Here is a 19,566-nt window from a genome sequence, read left to right on the forward strand (position 1 = left end):
CCCCCCCACCCCCCAACTTCATTTACTGAAACGCCGCCCACCGCGAGCTCCACAAGGCGTATCGTCGGCCCCCCGACCGCCAACACAGGTACAAAACCCACACACTCGACGAACACCGAAAGAGCAAGCGCGCACACCCGGTCGCCGACAGTGGGGCCTTCGGCCCCCCGACCGCCAACACGGGTGCAAAACCCACACACTCGACGAACACCGAACCAACGTCTAGCAATGGCAGCGAGTGGGCACCCTGCTTCTCATGTCCGCGCAACTGCCGGGGGTCTTCCAATCTCTGTCACCGGTCCTCGACCGGTACGGCTACGCCGCGATAGTGGTGCTGGTCGGGTTGGAGGGCGTGGGGATTCCCCTGCCCGGCCAGCTCATCCTGATCGCGGCCGGGGTCTACGCCGGGCTGGGCCAATTCAACATCGTCGTGGTGCTGTTGCTGGGACTGCTGGCAGCCGTCGGCGGCGACAACGCCGGCTACGCCGTCGGCCGGTACGGCGGCCGGGAATTGGTGCAGCGTTTCGGGCGGTACGTGTTCCTCACCGAGAAGCGGCTGGCGGCCACCGAAAGATTCTTCGACAAGCGCGGGCCGGTGGTCGTGGTCATCGGGCGCTTCGTCGACGGCCTGCGTCAAGCCAGTGGCATCGCCGCAGGCCTGGCACGGATGGGATGGCAGCGGTACCTGGCCTACAACGCCGCGGGATCGCTCGTCTGGGTCGGCGTCTGGGTCTTCGCCGGGTATCTGGCCGGCAGCCACATCGAGGCTCTCTACCGCGGGCTGGTGCACTACCAGAAGTTCCTGCTGGGGGCACTCGCCGTCGCACTGATCGCCGTGATAGTCCGCTGGGTGGTCAAACGCCGCTCCGCGCAGCGCGCCGCCGCCGAGTGCTGAGCTGCCGCCGCTAGCTTCGGTTTATGACCACACCCGCGCCAGAATTCCAGACGCTGCTGTACACCACGGCCGGACCCGTCGCCACCATCACCTTCAACCGGCCGGAGCAACTCAACACGATCGTGCCGCCCATGCCCGACGAGATCGAGGCAGCCATCGGCCTGGCCGAGCGGGACTGGGACATCAAGGTGATCGTGCTGCGCGGCGCCGGGCGGGCGTTCTCCGCCGGCTACGACTTCGGCGGTGGCTTCCAGCATTGGGGCGAGGAGATGATGACCGACGGCACATGGGATCCGGGCAAGGATTTCGCGATGGCGACCGCGCGTCAGCTGGCGCCCACCCAGAAGTTCATGTCCATCTGGCGAGCCTCCAAACCGGTGATCGCCCAGGTGCACGGCTGGTGCGTCGGCGGGGCCAGCGACTACGCGCTGTGTGCCGACATCGTGATCGCCAGCGAGGACGCCGTTATCGGCACGCCGTACAGCCGAATGTGGGGGGCGTACCTGACCGGGATGTGGCTGTACCGGCTGAGCCTGGCCAAGGTCAAATGGCATTCGTTGACCGGGCGACCGCTGAACGGCGTCCAGGCGGCCGCGGTCGAACTGATCAACGAGGCGGTGCCGTTCGAACGCCTCGAGGCTCGGGTCGCCGAGATCGCGGCCGAACTCGCCCAGATCCCGTTGTCGCAGTTACGGGCGCAGAAGCTGATCGTCAACCAGGCCTACGAGAACATGGGGCTGGCATCGACCCAAACGCTCGGCGTCATTCTCGACGGCCTGATGCGCAACACCCCCGACGCGCTTGATTTCATCCGTACCGCCGAGACCGAGGGCGTTCGGGCCGCCGTTGCACGCCGCGATGGCCCCTTCGGTGACTACAGCCAGGCTCCGCCAGAGCTACGGCCCGACCCCAAAAATGTCATTATCCCTGATAGAGGCGTATAGTGAGATGGTCTATTAACCTCATCACTCGCCAGCCCACCAGGGGCCCGAAAACTGCTACGGTTACAAATATGTCTCGGTTGAACACCGGCCTGCGTGCAGGCATTTTCGCTCTTCTCTTCGGTATCGGCGCCGGGGTTTTCCCCGCGACCGCCGCGGCCGATTCCACCGAAGATTTCCCCATCCCGCGGAGGATGATCGCCACCACCTGCGACGCGGAGCAGTACCTGGCTGCCGCCCGGGACACCAGCCCGGTCTACTACCAGCGCTACATGATCGACAAGTCCAACCGGCCGGCCGATGTCCAGCAGGCTGCGGTCGACCGCATCCACTGGTTCTTCTCGCTGTCGCCCGCCGACCGCAGGCAGTACTCCGAGGACACCGCGACCAACGTCTACTACGAGCAGGTGGCGACCCGTTGGGGTAACTGGGCGAAGATTTTCTTCCACAACAAGGGCGTGGTGGCCAAGGCCACGGACGTTTGCAACGGCTACCCGCCCGGCGACATGTCGGTTTGGGACTGGGTCTAGCCAGACAATTTCGCTGTCAGGTTAACGGCGACGCGCCGCTGGGTCTTGCCAGGGCAGGCAAAAGGTAACAATAATGAAGCCCCGGCCAACCGTGTACCCAGCGGATATGCACGCGTGGTGTGCGACTGTGGTCCGGGAGCCGGAGGTTGTCGCATGAGCCAAACGACAGGCGGGATACCAGACACGCTGGTGGCCCTCGATTGGCACGGGGTCACGTGCCAGTCAGAATCCGGCTGCACCAATCAAGCGACATACATCGTCAGCCTGCACGCCGTGGACCGCTGCAACCACCCGCAACTCGACCCGTTTGGCAACGTTATCGAAATCCTGTGCATCGCGTGCCTATGGCGCGCCGAGGCCGAGGTGCTGTGCCACGTCAGCCGGATGCGGCGTCATGCCGAGACGTCCTGCCTGACCTGCGGGGCGCCGGTGGCCGAGCTCAGCGACATCATGCGGGACGTCGTCGCCCTCTAGGGCGCAGCAAGCAAGAACCGCTACCGACGCGTTGACTGCGTCGAGTCAGTTGCACACCCAATTGACGATCCATAGCAACAAGGCTAGAAATTCATACCCCGCCCGGGTTAGTGCAAAAAGTTCCTATCTCAGTAGTGCGGCTGGGCCACCCGGAACCGATCGGTGTCCGCAGTGTCGGAGTGCGGCTCCGTCTTCGGCGGCTCCAGCAGGGCGCGAACCGCGGGGCGTGGCCCGTACGGCCGGAGCATCTGACTGGCCGGTCGCGTGCGAACCAGGGTCGGCCACCAGAACCAGCGCCCCATCAGCGCCGCCACCGACGGCATCATGAACGACCGCACGATCAGCGTGTCGAACAACAGACCCAGCGCGATGGTGGTGCCGACCTGCCCCATGACCTTGAGATCACTGAATATGAACGAGGCCATGGTGGCAGCGAAGACCAGGCCCGCCGATGTCACCACCGCGCCCGTTCCCGCCATCGAGCGGATAATTCCGGTCTTGAGGCCGGCGTGGATTTCCTCTTTGAAGCGCGAAACGAGCAACAGGTTGTAATCGGATCCCACCGCCAACAGCAGGATCACCGACATCGCCAGCACCATCCAGTGCAGTTCGAAGCCGATGATGTCCTGCCACACCAGCACGGAAAGGCCGAATGACGCACCCAAAGACAACAGCACGGTGCCCACGATGGTGATTGCGGCGACCAGACTGCGGGTGATGATCAGCATGATGATCAAAATGAGGCTGGCCGCGGAGATTCCGGCGATCATCAAGTCATACTTCGAGCCGTCGCGCATGTCTTTGTAGACCGCCGCGGTGCCGCCGAGATAAATCTTTGCGCCCTCTAGCGGGGTCCCTTTGATGGCTTCCTTCGCCGCACTCTTGATCGGGTCGACGTGCGAAATGCCCTCGGGAGTTGCGGGATCGCCCTCGTGCGAAATGATGAATCGAACCGCATGCCCGTCGGGCGAGAGGAACATCTTCAATCCCCGCTTGAAGTCGGGGTTATCGAAAACCTCCGGCGGGATGTAGAAGGAATCGTCGTTCCTGGAAGCGTCGAAAGCCTGACCCATCGCCGTCGCATTCTGGGTCATTTCGTCCATCTGGTCATAAAGCGACGACATCGAGCTGTGCATGGTCAGCATCATCTGCTTCATCGTCTTCATGGTGTCGATCATGGGCGGCATCTGCGCCAGCATCTGCGGCAGCAGCATGTCGAGCTTGTCGATTTGACCAGCTAGCTGGTCGATCTTTTCGCTGAGCTGGTCAATGCCGTCGAGGGCGTCGAAGAGCGATCGCAGCGTGTAGCAGACCGGGATGTCGTAGCAGTGCTTGTCCCAGTAGAAATACGCGCGAATCGGTCGGAAGAAATCGTCGAAGTTGGCGATTTCGTCGCGCAACTTCGCGGTGATGTCGTTCATTTCATTGGTCAGGCCGTCCATGGTGTGGGTGACGGCGGCCATTTGCGAGGTGATGTTGTACATGCGCTGCATCGTGTCGATCGACTGCTGCATCGCATCGGCCTGCTTGAGCATGTCGTCCATGCGCTTGTGCATGTACTGCTGATTCTCTACCTGCGTGGTGTTCTGCATGCTGATCTGGAATGGAATCGACGTATGTTCGATCGGCCTTCCCAGCGGTCGTGTTATCGCCTGAACCCGTGCGATTCCGGGCAGGTGAAAGACGTTCTTGGCAATACGGTCGATCACCAGCATGTCCGCCGGATTGCGCATGTCGTGGTCGGTTTCGACCAACAGCAATTCCGGATTCATCCGGGCGGTGGAGAAGTGTCGCTCGGCGGCGTCATATCCCACATTCGCCTTGGTATATCCGGGCAGATATGGACGGCTGTCGTACTTCGTCTTGTAGCCGGGCAGCGCCAGGAGGCCGACCAGCGCAATCCCCACCGCGACGGCCAGAATCGGGCCGGGCCAGCGCACGATGGCCGTGCCGATTCTTCGCCAACCTCGGGTGCGCATCGCGCGCTTGGGGTCGAACAGGTGGAAGCGGCTGCGGCTGCCCACCGCCAGGATCGCGGGACCGAGGGTGAGCGCCGCGGCGACGGCGACCAGCATGCCGACCGCACAGGGCACACCCAGGGACTGGAAGTACGGCAGCCGGGTGAAGCTGAGGCAGTACATCGCGCCGGCGATCGTCAGGCCAGACCCCAGCACCACATGCGCGGTCCCGTGAAACATGGTGTAGAAGGCCTGCTCCCGATCCTCGCCCGCCGACCGGGCCTCTTGGTAGCGGCCGAGTACGAAGATCGCGTAGTCGGTGCCCGCCGCAATGGCCATCAACACCAGCAGATTCACCGCGAACGTCGACAGACCGATGATGTTGTTGTAGGCCAGCAGGGATACGACTTGGCGAGCCGCGAGCAGTTCGAGGATCACCATTACCAGCGTGATGAGGACCGTGACGATCGACCGGTAGACCCACAGCAACATCACGATGATCACCCCGAACGTGATCATCGTGACCTTGGCGACGCCCTTCTCGCCGGCCGCCGACTGGTCGGCGTTGAGCGCGGCGGCACCGGTCACGTAGACGTGCAGCCCGGCTGGGGGGTGGTTTTCGTCCACAAGCTTGCGGACCGCCTTGACGGATTCGTTGGCCTTGGTCTCGCCCTGGTTGCCGACCAGGTAGACCTGCACGTAGGCGGCTTTGCCGTCATTGCTTTGCGAGCCCGCCGCGGTCAGCGGATCGCCCCAGAAGTCCTGGACGTGCTCGACGTGCTCGCGGTCGGCCTCCAGTTTCTTGACCAGTGCGTCGTAGTAGTGGTGGGCGTCGTCACCGAGCGGCTCGTCACCCTCGAGCACGATCATCGCCGCGCTGTCGGACGAGAATTCGTTGAACACCTTGCCGACGCGCATCGTCGCCTGCATCGACCCGGCCTCTTTGGGGCTCATCGGCACCGTGTGTTGCTTGCCGACGATGTCTAGCGAGGGGACGAAGATACTGAGCACGACGACGAGGGCGACCCAGCCCACGACGATCAGCCCGGCGAACTTGTACACCGCGTGGGCGAACCGCGGACTGGTCGGGAGGTCTGCGTGTGGGTTCGGCGCCGGCGGAGGAGCGACCTGGGTGGCGGTCATGCGGACTTCACTATGCAGAACGTTTGTGCGTTGACTCCGCTGACCGACCTTTCAGCTTTGACTTCGTCGTTGACGATGATTCGGCAGCCGACCTGGTCAGCGTCGGCCTGAGCAATCACGTTGACACTCACCGACGGCAACGTCGTGACAACCGACAGCGTCCACGGCAACGGCACGTTGCTGACCTTCTGCGGCTGCGCATTGATGTCGAGGTAGTTGATGTTCGCGATGCTGCCCGGGGGTCCGTACACCTCGTAGACGACCTTCTTGGGATTGAACGGCTTGATCTCGTCGGCCGCGCCGCTGGTGATCGGGCGGTTGTCTTCTTCGCCGAAGAAAGTGCGCAAACGGAGCACGCAGAAACCCGCAATCGCGATGACAACCACGACGACGACCACGATCCACAATTTCTTGAAGGCATTGGCGACGGGGATTTTCGGCATACCAATCACCTCCCGCCCGTTGGGTGCGCGAAACCGCGCGTCCTAGTCCGAAATGACGATCCCGCCCGATGCTTTGCTGCGCTAAGTATCTTAAACGCACCAGCCCCACGCGCCACAACCGTGTTATTGCTCATGACGATCCATCGCCAGGCCGCTGCAGGTAGCGGTAAGCAGACGGGTCAAAGAGGAACCGAAGTCCCGGTTCCAACCCGGCGGCACGACTTCGGGTTCCTCGGCGTAGGCATCGTTCAGCCGCTCCGGCGGGTTGGCGATCTGCCACAACGTCGCCGCCAACGAAAAGGCGGCCAACAAGATGTCAAATGCCCCTGACCGCCCCAACTCGGGCAGCGCGTTCTCGATCGCGTCCGCCAGAGCGATCACGGCGGCAGTACTGGTGCGCTTGACTTCCATAACCCGGTCGACATCCACCTCGTGCTCGAGGTGCAGATGAAGATTCGCCAGCAGATCGCAGAACAGCGGGTCGGCGGCCAATCCGTCGGCCAGAGCCGCGGCCACCCGCCGTTGCGACATCGAGCCGGGTTCGCCCAAGCTCTCGCAAACCGTCTTCGACCACCGCACCCAGCCTTCGGCCGCGAGGTGAAGCAGGACTTCCTTATGCGACGTGAAGTAGCGGCGCACCGCCGAATAGTGAATCCCGGCACGACTTGCGACCGCGGTCAACGTCACCGACGCCACGCCGGTCTCCAAAGCCAGCGACCGCGCCGCTTCCATCAGCGCCGCAGCACGCTGGCGCTTGTTTTCCTCCGAGCGAGCGCGCCGGAAGGTGAGTTGCGCCACGCCGGGAGATTAACGCACATCGTGTGATTTGTATAACGCACACAGTGTGATTTGCAGGGGCGAACCGGGGCGAGTACCGTGCCGTTACGCACGTGATATGCGTTACATTGCCGGCGCGGCGGAAGGAGCGACGACCCCACCTATCGCCATGATTTACTTAGGCAAGCCTTGGCTGCGCTGGGACTGCGTAAAACTGCTTTACGCGACCCCGGGCGACCACCGGGTAACGGTCCAGCGCAGTCCGGCGATCTGAAGATGGACTGGCCCATTAGGGCAAGTGAAGGGCGGGTATCGTCCGCCCCTAAAAGGGCCTAGCAACGCCAACCGGTAGGGGGCTTGTGTTATTCAAGGTGCTGTCGCGGACGTGGATCCCGCTGGTGATCGTGGCAGTGGTCATCGTCGGGGGATTCACCGTGCACCGGGTCCGTGGCTTCTTCGGTTCGGAGAAGCGGCCTTCGTACGCCGACAGCAACCTTGAAGGCGCCAAGCCGTTCAATCCCAAAGAGCTGACCTACGAAGTCTTCGGCCCACCCGGAACTGTGGCCGACATCAGCTACTTCGATGTCAACTCCGACCCCGTCCAAGTCGAGGATGCGGTGCTGCCTTGGTCGCTGCACGTGACGACGAACTTGGCGGCCGTGATGGGCAACATTGTGGCGCAGGGCAATAGCGACAGTATCGGCTGCCGGATCATCGTGGATGGGGTCGTCAAAGCCGAGCGGATCTCCAACCAGACCAACGCTTATACGTACTGCTTGGTGAAATCCGCGTGACCGTCCGTTACGCGAATGACCCGGACACTCGCACTCACACCGAAAGACCCTTCATCGCAAGGATCATTCATGCGCTGGCGATACCGATCATTCTGGGCTGGCTTGCAGTCTGCTTTGTGCTGACCGTTTTCGTGCCATCCCTGGAGATCGTCGGCCAGGAACGTTCCGTCTCGCTGAGCCCCTCCGATGCGCCGTCGTTCGAGGCGATGAAGACCATCGGCGAGGAATTCCGGGAAGGCAACACGGACAGCACGGCGATGCTCATATTGGAGGGCAAAGAACCGCTGGGCGACCCGGCGCACAAGTATTACGACACCTTGGTTCGCAAATTGCGAGCCGACACCAAGCACGTACAGAGCGTGCAGGATTTCTGGGGGGATCCGCTCACCGCTGCCGGTGCCCAAAGCAACGACGGCAAAGCGGTCTATGTCCAGTTGAATCTCGCCGGTAACCAAGGTGAGCCGCTGGCCAACGAATCCGTCGAAGCGGTCCGCAAGATCGTCGCCGAGACACCCGCACCGCCCGGTGTCAAGACTTACGTCACCGGGCTGGCCGCGCTCAGTTCGGACATGCACAACAGTGGCGACAAGTCGATGATCAAGATCACCGCGACGACGGTGGTCGTGATCTTCCTGATGTTGATGGCGGTCTATCGGTCGGTCATCACCGTGGTCGTGCTACTGCTCACTGTCGGCTTCGAATTGACCGCGGCGCGCGGGGTCGTCGCACTGTTCGGCCATCTCGGGGTTTTCGGACTCTCCACTTTCGCGGTCAGCCTGCTCACCTCGCTGGCGATCGCGGCCGGCACGGACTACGGGATATTCATCTTCGGGCGGTACCAGGAGGCCCGTCAGGCCGGCGAAGATCGCGAATCGGCCTTCTACACGATGTACCGGGGAACCGCGCACGTCATCCTGGGCTCCGGGTTGACCATCGCCGGCGCGACGTTCTGCCTCAAATTCGCCCGGATGCCCTACTTCGAGACCCTGGGTATCCCGTGCGCGCTGGGCATGACCGTCGCGGTGTTGGTCGCGCTGACGCTGGGGCCGGCAGTTTTGGTGGTCGGCAGCCGATTCGGCCTGTTCGACCCCAAGCGCCTGCTCAAGGTTCGTGGCTGGCGACGCGTCGGCACCGTGGTGGTTCGCTGGCCGGTGCCCGTGCTCGCGTCCACCCTCGCCGTCGCCCTCGTCGGACTGCTTGCCCTGCCCGGATACAAGGTCAACTACAACGACCGCGAATACCTGCCCGCCGGCATCCCCGCCAATGAGGGGTTTGCGGCCGCGGATCGCCACTTCTCCCAGGCCCGGATGAAGCCCGAGATCGTGATGATCAAGTCCGACCACGACATGCGAAATCCGGCCGACTTCCTGATCCTGGACAAGCTGGCCAAGGGCATCTTCCACGTGCCCGGCATCTCCCGGGTTCAGGCGATCACCCGACCCGACGGAATGGCCATGGACCACACGTCCATACCGTTCCAGATCAGCATGCAGAACGCCGGCCAGGTGCAGACGATGAAGTACCAGCGCGACCGCATGGACGACATGCTCAAGCAGGCCGACGAGATGGCCAAGACGATCGTCCTCATGAAGCGGATGTACGGCTTGATGACTCAACTGGCCGACAACACCCACCGCATGACTCTCGACACCGAAGAGATGCAGGCGATCACCAACCAGTTGCGGGACAGCATCGCCAATTTCGACGATCAATGGCGCCCGATCCGCGCTTACTTCTATTGGGAGCGACACTGCTACGACATTCCAATCTGCTGGTCGATCAGATCGATCTTTGACGCGCTGGACGGCGTGGATCAGATCTCCGAGAAGCTGAACACTCTGGTCGGCGACATCAAGAGCCTGGACCGGTTGATGCCACAGATGCTCGCGACGTTCCCGCCGATGATCGACTCGATGGAAAACATGCGGGTCATGATGCTGACCATGCACAGCACGATGTCCGGCATCTACGACCAAATGGACGAGATGAGCGAGAACGCGAACGCCATGGGGAAGGCGTTCGATGCGGCGAAGAACGACGACTCGTTCTACCTGCCGCCGGATGTGTTCAAAAACAAGGACTTTCAGCGCGCGATGAACTCGTTCCTGTCGCCCGATGGAACCGCGGCGCGCTTCATCGTCCTGCACCGGGGAGATCCTCAATCAGCCGAGGGCATCGCGAGTATCGACGCGATCCGCACAGCGGCCGAGGAGTCGCTCAAGGGAACACCGTTGGAAGCAGCCAAGATCTACGTGGGCGGCACGGCGGCCGTGTTCAAAGACATTTCCGACGGCGCCAACTGGGACTTGCTGATCGCTGGAATCTCGTCGCTCTGCCTGATTTTCATCATCATGCTGATCCTCACCCGGGCCTTCGTCGCCGCGGCGGTGATCGTGGGCACGGTCGCACTGTCGCTGGGCGCGTCGTTCGGGTTGTCCGTGCTGCTTTGGCAGCACATTCTGGCAATTCCCTTGCACTACATGGTGCTTGCGATGTCGGTCATCGTGCTGTTGGCGGTGGGTTCTGACTACAACCTGTTGCTGGTTTCGCGATTCAAGGAAGAAATCCACGCCGGGCTCAACACCGGCATCATTCGTGCCATGGGCGGAACCGGCAAGGTTGTGACCAATGCCGGGCTGGTGTTCGCGTTCACCATGGGATCCATGATCGTCAGCGACCTGCGGGTGATCGGCCAGGTGGGCACCACCATCGGCCTGGGTCTGCTGTTCGACACGTTGATCGTGCGCGCGTTCATGACACCGGCCATCGCCGCCCTGCTGGGCCGTTGGTTCTGGTGGCCCATGCGCGTACGAAGCCGACCGGCGCGCAACCCCGCGCTCCCCAGCCAGGACCAGCCGACGGACCGGACGCTGGCGTTCAGCAAAGAGCGTTAAGACCACTTCGCCCATCCAGGTCCCCGGCCGCTCCGAATACCTGATGTGCAGCTGACACGCTCTTTGCCGGCAGGCCGACCGCGCGAAGAAAAGCTAAGGCGGACAAAACATTTCGCTTCCCGTCCGATGACTCCGACCGGGCGGTGAGCACCGATGTCCGCATATCTTTGCCAGCTGGGGATAGGCTACCGAGCAATGAGCGTTTCGCTGCAGCCGAGCGGCGATCTGGACGCATTGCTGCGCCGGGTCGCACGCCGCGACACTGCGGCGTTCGCCGCCTTCTACGACCAGACCAAGACCCGGGTGTACGGAATGGTGGTCAGGGTGTTGCGTGACGCCGGCTACAGCGAAGAAACCACTCAGGAGATTTATCTGGAGGTGTGGCGCAACGCTGCGGAGTTCGAGTCAGCCAAGGGCTCCGCGTTGGCGTGGCTGCTGACCATGGCGCACCGGCGCGCCGTCGACCGGGTGCGCAGCGAGCAGGCCGGCAGTCAACGTGAATCCCGCTACGGCACGGCCAACGTCGAGCCCGCCGTCGACATCGTCGCCGACTCGGCAATCGCCGGCGACGAGCGGCGCCGGGTTGCCCAATGCCTGGAGGGGCTGACCGAGATGCAACGCGAATGCATCGAGATGGCGTACTACGGCGGCCTGACGTACGTCGAAGTAGCACAGCGGCTGGCCGCCAATCTCTCTACGATCAAGTCGCGCATGCGTGATGCGCTGCGTGGCCTGCGCAACTGCTTGGACGTGCCATGACCGATCAACCCAAGGACCTGACCCTGCTCGAGCTCGCGACGCCGTACGCCCTGGATGCCCTGTCCACGGGTGAGCGGGCCGACGTCGAGCGGCGGGTGGCCGCCGCGCCGGCAGCGGTTGCGACGGCCTTCCACGACGAGGTTCGCGCCGTCCGCGAAACCATGGCCGTGGTTTCGGCGGCTACCACCGCCGAACCGCCGGCCGCGCTGCGCACCGCCATACTGGCCGCCATAGAGCCCGAGCAGCAAGCCCGGCCACAGGGTAAATCACCTTGGCGGACAAGACTTTTGGCGGTGGCCGCAGCCCTCGTCATCGGACTGGCAGGCTTCGGCCTCGGGGTGCTGTCCCGACCCAGCACCCCTACCCAGACGGTCGCCGAGCAAGTGCTGAGCGCGCCGGACATGAAGACGGTCTCTCGTCCGTTAGGCAACGGACAAGCGACGGTGATGTTCTCCCGCGACCGCAATGCCGGTGTGCTGGTGATGAACAATGTGCCGCCACCGTCCTCCGGAACCGTCTACCAAATGTGGCTGATCGGCGCCAACGGCCCCAAGTCGGCGGGAACCATGGACGCCCAACAGGTACGTCCCACCACCACGGCGACGGTTGGCGACCTCGGAACCTGCCGGGCGCTGGCCTTCACCGTGGAGCCCGGCACCGGGTCGCCGCAGCCGACCACCCCGATCCTGGTGGAACTGCCACTCAAGTAGCCGCGTGCTGGTCCCTCCTGAACAGGCCGCCCAGCACGGCAACCACGACGCCCACCACCACCAGGACCGCGCCGGCGACCAGGGTGACGTTGAGCCACTGGTGCAAACTGTCCTCCGCCTGTCCGACCATGACGTCGGCCATCCGGCGTATGTCGCCGGTGGTCTGGTTGAGCTGGTCGTTGACGAGACGTCTGCCGATCTCGATGCCGGCCCAGCCGGCCGCACCCACGAGCAGCGCCGAAACGCCGAGGCTGGTCAACGCCTTGCCGCGGCGCCGGGCGGCCATCAACAGCAACAGCGCGCAGACCGCACTCGCGGCGGCCGCGCCGACACTGACCCAAGGGCCCCTGACCGCGAGCCGGTGCAACTGTCCCTGCCGAACCGGGTGCGGACCCGAGACCGTCAGCGGGACTTTCAACGTGTCGGGCGCCTTCACCTGGTAGCGCTCCAGGATCTGTTGCAACGAACTGTCTTTGAGCATGGGCGCCACGTCGACCACCCACTGGTCGCCCGTTAATTGCGGTTCAGTGAACAACCAGCGGTGAGCGGCCCGGTTCACCTGGACAAAAAGCGGCGGAAACGACGGACCTGCGGTGAAGGCAGCGGCCGCGTCGTCCACCAAGGAACCGTCAACCTGGCGCGATGCGCCGTGTTCGGCGATGAGCGCCATAGCCCGGGTGGTCAGTTCGCTCGCCATGGCGGACTGCAGGGCCGGGTCGTCCGCCGCTTGCCGAGCCAGCACGGCATAACCGTCCTCGTCGACGATGTTGTGCTGCGCCCACATCGTCGGGATCGCGACCGCCAGCGCGGCTGTGGCGAGCAGCCAGAGGAGGACGGTCGCGGCGAAGCGCACGAACCAGAACTTACTGTGCGATCCCCCGCAGGTACGCCGCTTGCCCCAGGTGCTGGGCACAGTCGTCGATGACACTGACCAGCCGAACGCTGGCCGTCACCGGCGGATCCCAGTTCGTGTCCACGATGCGGGCGAGCTCGTCGGCGGTGATCCCTTCGACGTACTCGATGGTCAGCAGGTGGACCGCGTGGTAGTAGCCGACCAGGTGGTCGATGGGTACGCGGACCTTGGCCACCTCATCCGGTCCGTGCCCGTAGCCGGTGTCGTTGCGCGGCAGATCGAGCGCGAACCGGTCCACCCAGCCGTCGCGGAACCACGCCTGCTCGACACCGGCGATGTCGGCCACCTGGAGGTCCTGCACCCGCGCACTGTGCCAGATCAACCAGGCGATGCTGTTCGCGTTCGCGGTCGGGCGGTACTCGGCGATCTCGTCGGTGAGGCCTTCGGTCAGCTCGCCGACATGCTCGATCAACCGGTTGAACGCGTCGCGAAGTATTTCCCGGGCTGCTTCGTCGCTACCTGCCATACCCCCGACACTACGGACCGGCGCCGTGCCAGACAGCCTCGACGTTGTTGCCGTCGGATCGCGCACGAACGCTCCGAAGTACCCGGGGTGATATTCCGGCCAGAGCCGAGGCGCGTGCAGGGACTCCGCCCCGAGCCCCACCGCAGCCTCGTAGAACGCGCGCACCGCGGCCTCGTCGGCGGCTTGGAAAGCGATGTGCACTTCGCGGTTCGGACCCTGCGCGTCACCGGCGGCGGCATCGGCGATCCAGAAATCCGGCTTGCCGTCGCGTCCGTAGCCGATGGCTGGACCGAAATCCAGTTGGCGGGAGTAGCCCAGAACGCCCAGCACCGTGTCGTAGAACTCCTGCGATTTCGGGTAGTCGGCGCAGTTGATTCCTATGTGATCGATCACGTCGACGATCCTGGCATGACCTACCGACACGGTCGTAGATTATTTAGATGACCTACGACCTCGTCATCCGCAACGGCACCATCGTGGACGGCCTGGGAGGTGAACCCTATGTCGGAGACGTCGCGGTGCAAGACGGGGTCATCAAGGCGGTCGGCGACATCAACGGTGCCGCCGCCGCCAAAGAAATCGACGCCACCGGCCTGCTGGTCACGCCGGGCTTCGTCGACCTGCACACCCACTACGACGGCCAGGCCGTTTGGTCCGACCGGCTGACGCCGTCCTCGGCGCACGGCGTCACCACCGTGGTGATGGGCAACTGCGGGGTCGGCTTTGCGCCGTGCCGCCAGGAAGACCACGACGTGCTCGTCGACGTTATGGCCGGAGTGGAGGACATTCCCGGCGTCGTGATGACCGACGGCCTGCCGTGGAGTTGGGAGACCTTCCCCGAATACCTCGATGCGTTGGAGGCGGGCAAGCGCGACATCGATGTCGCCGCGTACCTGCCGCACTCGCCGCTGCGGGTCTATGTGATGGGCCAGCGCGGCGCCGATCGCGAGCCCGCCACCCCCGAGGACCTGGCGAAGATGCGCGCGCTGGCCAAGGAAGCCGTCGAGGCCGGCGCACTGGGTTTCGCGTCGTCGAGGCTGACGATCCACAAGACCGAGAGCGGCGCGCCGATCCCCAGCTATGACGCCGCGCGCGAGGAGATCGAGGAGATCGCCCGGGGCGTGGTCGACGGCGGCGGTGGCCTGCTGCAGTTCGTGCCCGACATCCCGTCGGGGGGTTATCAGCCGGTGCTGCAGATGGTGTTCGACGTCGCCGAGGACCTGCGGCTGCCAGTCACCTTCACCCTGATCGTTGGAAATTCCGGTGAGCCGTTCTGGCCCGACGCCATAACCATGGTCGAGAAGGCCAACGCCAACGCGGGGGCCAGCGCCCCGCAGTTCACCGCGCAACTACTGCCGCGGCCGATCGGGCTGATCATCGGCCTGCAATTGACCGCCAACCCCTTCGTGCTCTACCCGAGCTACCGTGAGATCGCCGACCTGCCGCTGGCCGAGCGCGTCGCGGAGATGCGCAAGCCCGAGGTCCGCGCCCGAATCCTGGCCGACAAGCCCGGTGCCGGGCACCCGATCCTGTACGTGGCGCAAGCCTGGGACTGGATCTACCCGCTGGGTGACAACCCCAACTACGAGCCGGACCCAGCCGACAGCATCGGCGCGCGGGCCCGGGCTCGCGGGGTGAGCCCGCTCGAGGAGGCTTACGACCGGCTGCTCGACGACGACGGCCACGCCATGCTGATGGTCGCGATGAGCAACCTGGAGAACAATTCGCTGGACACCGTCGGCAAACTCCTGCACCGCGACGACGTGGTGTTGGGGCTGGGCGACGGAGGCGCGCACTACGGGATGATCTGCGACGCCAGCTACTCGACCTACTTCCTGACGCACTGGGCCCGGGACCGGAAGTCCGGCCGCTTCTCCATCGCCGAAGCCATCCGCGAATTGACTTCGGTACCCGCCCGCATCGCCGGGTTGGCCGACCGCGGACGCATCGCCGAGGGGTACAAGGCCGACCTCAACGTCATCGACCACGCCGCCTTGCGCCTGCACAAGCCGGTGATCACCCACGATCTGCCGGCTGGGGGCCGCCGCCTCGACCAGACCGCAGACGGCTACGTGGCCACCGTCGTCTCCGGTCAGGTGATCGCGGAAAACGGGGTTCCGACCACCGCCCGACCGGGCAAATTGGTACGCGGACGCCAGCGCGCCCCCGTCAGGGTTTAACCTTCTTACGGGTTCCTGTACGACTCCTGGGAATTAGCCGTACCAGGATGCCTGAAACGCCCACGGCGAACGGCGCCGGACGGTAGTTTGAATTGGTGACAACGCCGCATTTCGCGTGGTTGCCGCCAGAGATCAATTCGGCACTAATGTTCGCCGGTCCCGGCGCGGGACCGCTACTTGGCGCGGCCACTGCCTGGAGCAGCCTCGCCGAGGAGCTGGCGGCTGCGGTTTCGTCATTCAGCTCGGTAACCACCGAGTTGACCAGTGGTTCTTGGTTGGGTCCTTCATCGGCGGCCATGATGGCCGTCGCAACACAGTACATGGCTTGGCTCAGCGCGGCCGCTGTACAGGCCGAGCAGGCCGCCGCGCAAGCGACGGCGACGGCCTCGGCCTTCGAGGCGGCGCAGGCACTCACCGTGCAGCCCGCCGTGGTTGCGGCTAATCGCGCGCTGGTGCAGGCACTGGCGTCCACGAACTTCTTCGGCATGAACTTCCCGGCGATCATGGACACCGAAGCGGCTTACGAGCAGATGTGGGCGCTGGACGTCGTGGCCATGGCCGGGTACCACATCGACGCATCTGCCGCGGCCGCACAGCTGGCGCCCTGGCAGAAGGTGTTGCGCAACCTCGGTATCGACATCGGCAAGAACGGCCAGCTCAACCTCGGCTTCGGCAACACCGGCAGCGGCAACATCGGCATCAACAACGTCGGCAACAACAACCTGGGCATCGGCAACACCGGCAGCGGCAACTTGGGCAGCGGCAACACCGGGAGCGGCAACTCGGGCAGCGTCAACACTGGTAACAACAACCTGGGCTTGGGCAACCTGGGTAGCGGAAACATCGGCTTGGGCAACACCGGCAACGATGCGGTCGGCATGGGGCTGACCGGGGACAACCGGTTCGGCTTCGGCGGCCTCAACTCGGGTAGCGGCAACTCTGGCATCGGCAACTCTGGCACCGGCAACACCGGCTTCTTCAACTCCGGCGACGGCAACACCGGCATCGGCAACTCGGGGTCGCTCAATGCCGGCCTCAGCAATTCCGGAAGCGTCAATACCGGTATCGGCGCCGCCGGTTCGATGACCACGGGCCTGCTGTACCCAGGCATGCACGACGCCTTCCGGGCCGCCGCCGATGCGGGACTCGCCAGCACAGCCAGTTACGCCACCGGCGGTTTGAGCACGGCCGCCGCGAGCTCCGGCCTATTGGGTTCCGCGCTGGCGAACACTGGCGGCCTGCATCAGGGGATTGCGACGGCGTTGAACTCCGGCTTGACCACCGCACCCGCGGTCGCCCCGGCCGCTGCCACGGGGGGCTTCGACTCCGGCAACCCGAGCGGCGTCACCCCGAACGCGACCAGCAGCGCCGCCGCCAACGCCGGTCTCAAGACCAGTGCCGGCACTGGCTTCCCAGGCGGCGGTTTCTACAACGGTGCGGGCAACGAGTCGAACATGCGGCCTAACGGCCCCCGCGACCCGGGGCTGGGCAACGGCATCCCGAAGTCGGGCTTCTACCCTGAGGGCGAACGCGAGCCTGGCGACGCGACGGTGATCAGGCTGCCGATCCGGTCGGAGTAATCGCGGCCTATCCTCGGATTCATGGGCGGCAAGCGCGCGAAAAAGGTAGACCTGCAGCGATTGGCCGAGGCCCTGCCGGGCTTCCCGTTCGCCTACCTGATCACCGTGGACGACGGATATCGCGTGCACACCGTGACCGTTGAACCCACCCTGGACGGCGCCGTGCTCGACGTCGGACTCATCGGCGGCCGTACCCGCAGTAACCTCGCCACCCGCCGTGATGTCACCTTGCTGTGGCCGCCGAGCGAACCCGGCGGCTACTCGCTGATCGTCGACGGCACCGCTGAGATCTCCGAGGCCGGAGCCGAAGCCGCGCGTCTGCAAGTGTTGCCCACCCGTGCGCTCTTACACCGTGAGGCCGACTCGCCCTCCGCGGCAAAGGGGTGTCTGCACGACTGCGTGGTGTTCTCCCTGCCGGCCGATGATGTCGCATGAGTAGGGCTGCATGAGTAGGGCCGCATGAGCAGGGTGGCGCCCCTGCCTCCCCCGTGGAGCGAGGAAGACGCCGCAGGCATTAACAGTTGGGGCCACCCGGACCGCACATATGAGCCATTGCTGCTGGTGCGCTGCCTGCAGCGGCATCCGGTGTTAGCCGCCCGATTGCGCAAGCTAGGCGAATCGCTCTATGTCGCGGCGCTGCTGCCCCCGCGGACGCGGACTATCGCACCAGCGCCATGCCACTGCTGGTGATGATGGCCTGCTGCCCCCGCGGACGCGGACTATCGCCATCCTTCGCATCTGCGCCCTGCTGGGCTGCCGATATGAGTGGGGTGGGCAGGCGGCGTTCTGGGGTCCAATCGCGGGCGTCAGCGACGACGAGTGCGATGCGCTGGTGACCGGTGGACCCGCCGACCCGCGGTGGAGCCCGGCGGAGCGGACGCTGATCGAGGCGGTCGACGAACTCGAGCGCACCGGTTCGTGGTCGGACGCGAGGTGGGCGGCGCTGGGTCGTGACCTCGACGATGAGCAACGGATCGAGTTGCTGACCGCCGTCGGCTGGTACCGGACCATCTGCACGCTGTGCAATGCGCTGGCTCTGCCGGTGGAGGGGTGGATGCGGGTTTGGCCGGCGTCAGCTCAGTGAGCGATCTCTTTTGAGGGCCGGATGCTGACTGTTTAAAAGTGGCATCAGCAGGCGTCGCGGCGTGAACTGAAAGATGCGGGCGCTGACCCGGCTGGGCCATCCCGGAATCACGGTTCTTTTGTCGCCGGCTAATGCGTCGACGCCAACGCGCGCTACCTCACGTGAAGGCATCCACATCAATTTCGGGAATGCGGCGGCGAAGGCCTGCTCGTCCATGCCAGCCTTGACCACAAATTCGGTGCGCACCGGCCCGGGGCACAGCAGCGCCACGGTGACGCCGGTGCCCGCGAGTTCGCCACGCAGCCCTTCGGTATAGGAGTGCACGAACGCCTTGGTCGCGGAGTAGCCGATCTGCCCCGGGAAGGGGTAGAAGCCGGCGGTGGACCCGACGTTGAGGATCGCGCCACTTTTCCGCGGCACCATCTGCTGGACCGCTCGGGTGCTCAGGTCGATTACCGCCTCGACGTTCACGCGCACCTGGGCAATCTCGTCGTCGACGCTTGTCTTCGTCACCGAGCCGATGGTCCCGATGCCCGCGTTGTTGACGAGGATGTCGACGGACAGTCCCCTCGTGTCGAGTTCGTCGAACAAGGCAGCACGCGCTGCGGCGTCGGCTACGTCGCAGGTGATTATCTCGACACGGACCTCGTCGGCGAGTTCGTCGGCGAGTTCGCGCAGCCGGTCTTCGCGGCGGGCGACGAGCGTCACGCCATATCCGCGTTCAGCTAATTCGCGGGCAATGTCAGCGCCGATGCCCGACGATGCGCCCGTGACGACGGCGGTACCGGTCGGCGAGGGTGGCGGAAGAGGCACGGATCAAAGCTACCCGCGCCGCGTTTGCGGTCTGTGCCGCCGCCGAACTCCCGCACCCCGCGCCGAATGTGTGGCCTATGCACCCGCGAGCGCCGTCGGAGGGCAATACGCCCCACGTTCGGCGAGCTCGCCCCGTATGCGCCGAGGCGCGGCTCCCGTCGAGTGTGTGGCCTATGCACCCGCGAGCGCCGTCGGAGGGCAATACGCCCCAC

18 protein-coding genes and 1 pseudogene are annotated in these 19,566 nt (G+C 64.6%); 12 read left to right on the top strand and 7 right to left on the bottom strand.

The window, feature by feature from the left end:
* The first annotated feature begins 256 nt into the window (after positions 1 to 256).
* The 4 genes from BST27_RS26395 (at position 257) to BST27_RS26410 (ending at position 2,840) form a co-directional block, all read left to right on the top strand.
* A complete protein-coding gene (locus tag BST27_RS26395; RefSeq protein WP_069422306.1) occupies positions 257 to 895 on the top strand; it encodes a DedA family protein in 639 nt (212 codons plus the stop codon).
* Positions 896 to 918: 23 nt separating this feature from the next.
* Positions 919 to 1,839 carry a crotonase/enoyl-CoA hydratase family protein gene (locus BST27_RS26400; RefSeq protein WP_069422301.1) on the top strand — a complete coding sequence of 307 codons (921 nt, stop codon included), beginning with the start codon at positions 919 to 921 and terminating at the stop codon, positions 1,837 to 1,839.
* Positions 1,840 to 1,907: 68 nt separating this feature from the next.
* Positions 1,908 to 2,366 (top strand): DUF5078 domain-containing protein, encoded by a 459-nt coding sequence (locus BST27_RS26405; RefSeq protein ID WP_069422300.1) that lies wholly within the window; start codon positions 1,908 to 1,910, stop codon positions 2,364 to 2,366.
* A gap of 153 nt (positions 2,367 to 2,519) precedes the next feature.
* Complete coding sequence (locus BST27_RS26410; protein WP_069422299.1) at positions 2,520 to 2,840, top strand: hypothetical protein; 321 nt, start codon at positions 2,520 to 2,522, stop codon at positions 2,838 to 2,840.
* A gap of 128 nt (positions 2,841 to 2,968) precedes the next feature.
* Here the strand turns inward: BST27_RS26410 and BST27_RS26415 are convergent, their stop codons facing one another.
* From BST27_RS26415 to BST27_RS26425, 3 genes are all read right to left on the bottom strand, one after another.
* Complete coding sequence (locus BST27_RS26415; protein ID WP_079220106.1) at positions 2,969 to 5,941, bottom strand: MMPL/RND family transporter; 2,973 nt, start codon at positions 5,939 to 5,941, stop codon at positions 2,969 to 2,971.
* On the bottom strand, positions 5,938 to 6,384 hold the full coding sequence (locus BST27_RS26420; protein WP_069422298.1) for an MmpS family transport accessory protein: 447 nt from the start codon (positions 6,382 to 6,384) through the stop codon (positions 5,938 to 5,940). The genes BST27_RS26415 and BST27_RS26420 overlap by 4 nt, the downstream gene beginning before the upstream one ends.
* 123 nt (positions 6,385 to 6,507) lie before the next feature.
* Complete coding sequence (locus BST27_RS26425; protein WP_069422297.1) at positions 6,508 to 7,182, bottom strand: TetR/AcrR family transcriptional regulator; 675 nt, start codon at positions 7,180 to 7,182, stop codon at positions 6,508 to 6,510.
* 350 nt (positions 7,183 to 7,532) lie between these two features.
* On the opposite strand from BST27_RS26425, the gene BST27_RS26430 reads away from it, so the two are divergent.
* From BST27_RS26430 to BST27_RS26445, 4 genes are all read left to right on the top strand, one after another.
* Positions 7,533 to 7,955: an MmpS family transport accessory protein gene (locus BST27_RS26430; protein WP_079220107.1), complete on the top strand. Its 423-nt coding sequence runs from the start codon at positions 7,533 to 7,535 to the stop codon at positions 7,953 to 7,955.
* Entirely contained in the window at positions 7,952 to 10,849 is a 2,898-nt protein-coding gene (locus tag BST27_RS26435) for an MMPL/RND family transporter (protein ID WP_069422296.1), read from the top strand. Before BST27_RS26430 ends, BST27_RS26435 begins: the two co-directional genes overlap by 4 nt.
* Positions 10,850 to 11,044: 195 nt before the next feature.
* Positions 11,045 to 11,608: a sigma-70 family RNA polymerase sigma factor gene (locus tag BST27_RS26440; protein WP_069422295.1), complete on the top strand. Its 564-nt coding sequence runs from the start codon at positions 11,045 to 11,047 to the stop codon at positions 11,606 to 11,608.
* Entirely contained in the window at positions 11,605 to 12,318 is a 714-nt protein-coding gene (locus tag BST27_RS26445) for an anti-sigma factor (RefSeq protein ID WP_069422294.1), read from the top strand. The genes BST27_RS26440 and BST27_RS26445 overlap by 4 nt, the downstream gene beginning before the upstream one ends.
* Here the strand turns inward: BST27_RS26445 and BST27_RS26450 are convergent.
* The 3 genes and pseudogenes from BST27_RS26450 to BST27_RS26460 all read right to left on the bottom strand — a co-directional run bounded on the left by BST27_RS26450 (position 12,311) and on the right by BST27_RS26460 (position 14,090).
* Positions 12,311 to 13,171: a hypothetical protein gene (locus tag BST27_RS26450; RefSeq protein ID WP_069422303.1), complete on the bottom strand. Its 861-nt coding sequence runs from the start codon at positions 13,169 to 13,171 to the stop codon at positions 12,311 to 12,313. The genes BST27_RS26445 and BST27_RS26450 overlap by 8 nt on opposite strands.
* 10 nt (positions 13,172 to 13,181) lie before the next feature.
* Positions 13,182 to 13,697, bottom strand: a complete 516-nt coding sequence (locus BST27_RS26455) for a mycothiol transferase (RefSeq protein ID WP_069422302.1) — start codon at positions 13,695 to 13,697, stop codon at positions 13,182 to 13,184.
* Between the two features lie 10 nt (positions 13,698 to 13,707).
* Positions 13,708 to 14,090 (bottom strand): annotated as a pseudogene (locus BST27_RS26460) (VOC family protein).
* Between the two features lie 47 nt (positions 14,091 to 14,137).
* On the opposite strand from BST27_RS26460, the gene BST27_RS26465 reads away from it, so the two are divergent.
* From BST27_RS26465 to BST27_RS26480, 4 genes are all read left to right on the top strand, one after another.
* Positions 14,138 to 15,877, top strand: coding sequence for an N-acyl-D-amino-acid deacylase family protein (locus tag BST27_RS26465; protein ID WP_069422293.1), 1,740 nt, complete (start codon positions 14,138 to 14,140; stop codon positions 15,875 to 15,877).
* A 95-nt stretch (positions 15,878 to 15,972) separates the two neighbouring features.
* On the top strand, positions 15,973 to 17,457 hold the full coding sequence (locus tag BST27_RS26470) for a PPE family protein (protein WP_083148693.1): 1,485 nt from the start codon (positions 15,973 to 15,975) through the stop codon (positions 17,455 to 17,457).
* Between the two features lie 21 nt (positions 17,458 to 17,478).
* Positions 17,479 to 17,892 carry a hypothetical protein gene (locus BST27_RS26475; protein WP_069422291.1) on the top strand — a complete coding sequence of 138 codons (414 nt, stop codon included), beginning with the start codon at positions 17,479 to 17,481 and terminating at the stop codon, positions 17,890 to 17,892.
* 190 nt (positions 17,893 to 18,082) lie between these two features.
* Positions 18,083 to 18,541: a carboxymuconolactone decarboxylase family protein gene (locus BST27_RS26480; RefSeq protein WP_232007454.1), complete on the top strand. Its 459-nt coding sequence runs from the start codon at positions 18,083 to 18,085 to the stop codon at positions 18,539 to 18,541.
* Here the strand turns inward: BST27_RS26480 and BST27_RS26485 are convergent.
* Positions 18,530 to 19,354 carry an SDR family NAD(P)-dependent oxidoreductase gene (locus tag BST27_RS26485; protein ID WP_069422290.1) on the bottom strand — a complete coding sequence of 275 codons (825 nt, stop codon included), beginning with the start codon at positions 19,352 to 19,354 and terminating at the stop codon, positions 18,530 to 18,532. The genes BST27_RS26480 and BST27_RS26485 overlap by 12 nt on opposite strands.
* Positions 19,355 to 19,566 lie beyond the last annotated feature (212 nt).

The organism is Mycobacterium intermedium, from assembly GCF_002086275.1.
Taxonomy (GTDB): domain Bacteria; phylum Actinomycetota; class Actinomycetes; order Mycobacteriales; family Mycobacteriaceae; genus Mycobacterium; species Mycobacterium intermedium.

Coding starts and splice junctions, on each gene's coding strand:
- BST27_RS26395 (WP_069422306.1), top strand. CDS start 257: ATGTCCGCGCAACTGCCGGGGGTCTTCCAATCTCTGTCACCGGTCCTC.
- BST27_RS26400 (WP_069422301.1), top strand. CDS start 919: ATGACCACACCCGCGCCAGAATTCCAGACGCTGCTGTACACCACGGCC.
- BST27_RS26405 (WP_069422300.1), top strand. CDS start 1,908: ATGTCTCGGTTGAACACCGGCCTGCGTGCAGGCATTTTCGCTCTTCTC.
- BST27_RS26410 (WP_069422299.1), top strand. CDS start 2,520: ATGAGCCAAACGACAGGCGGGATACCAGACACGCTGGTGGCCCTCGAT.
- BST27_RS26415 (WP_079220106.1), bottom strand. CDS start 5,941: ATGACCGCCACCCAGGTCGCTCCTCCGCCGGCGCCGAACCCACACGCA.
- BST27_RS26420 (WP_069422298.1), bottom strand. CDS start 6,384: ATGCCGAAAATCCCCGTCGCCAATGCCTTCAAGAAATTGTGGATCGTG.
- BST27_RS26440 (WP_069422295.1), top strand. CDS start 11,045: ATGAGCGTTTCGCTGCAGCCGAGCGGCGATCTGGACGCATTGCTGCGC.
- BST27_RS26445 (WP_069422294.1), top strand. CDS start 11,605: ATGACCGATCAACCCAAGGACCTGACCCTGCTCGAGCTCGCGACGCCG.
- BST27_RS26455 (WP_069422302.1), bottom strand. CDS start 13,697: ATGGCAGGTAGCGACGAAGCAGCCCGGGAAATACTTCGCGACGCGTTC.
- BST27_RS26465 (WP_069422293.1), top strand. CDS start 14,138: ATGACCTACGACCTCGTCATCCGCAACGGCACCATCGTGGACGGCCTG.
- BST27_RS26475 (WP_069422291.1), top strand. CDS start 17,479: ATGGGCGGCAAGCGCGCGAAAAAGGTAGACCTGCAGCGATTGGCCGAG.
- BST27_RS26480 (WP_232007454.1), top strand. CDS start 18,083: ATGTCGCGGCGCTGCTGCCCCCGCGGACGCGGACTATCGCACCAGCGC.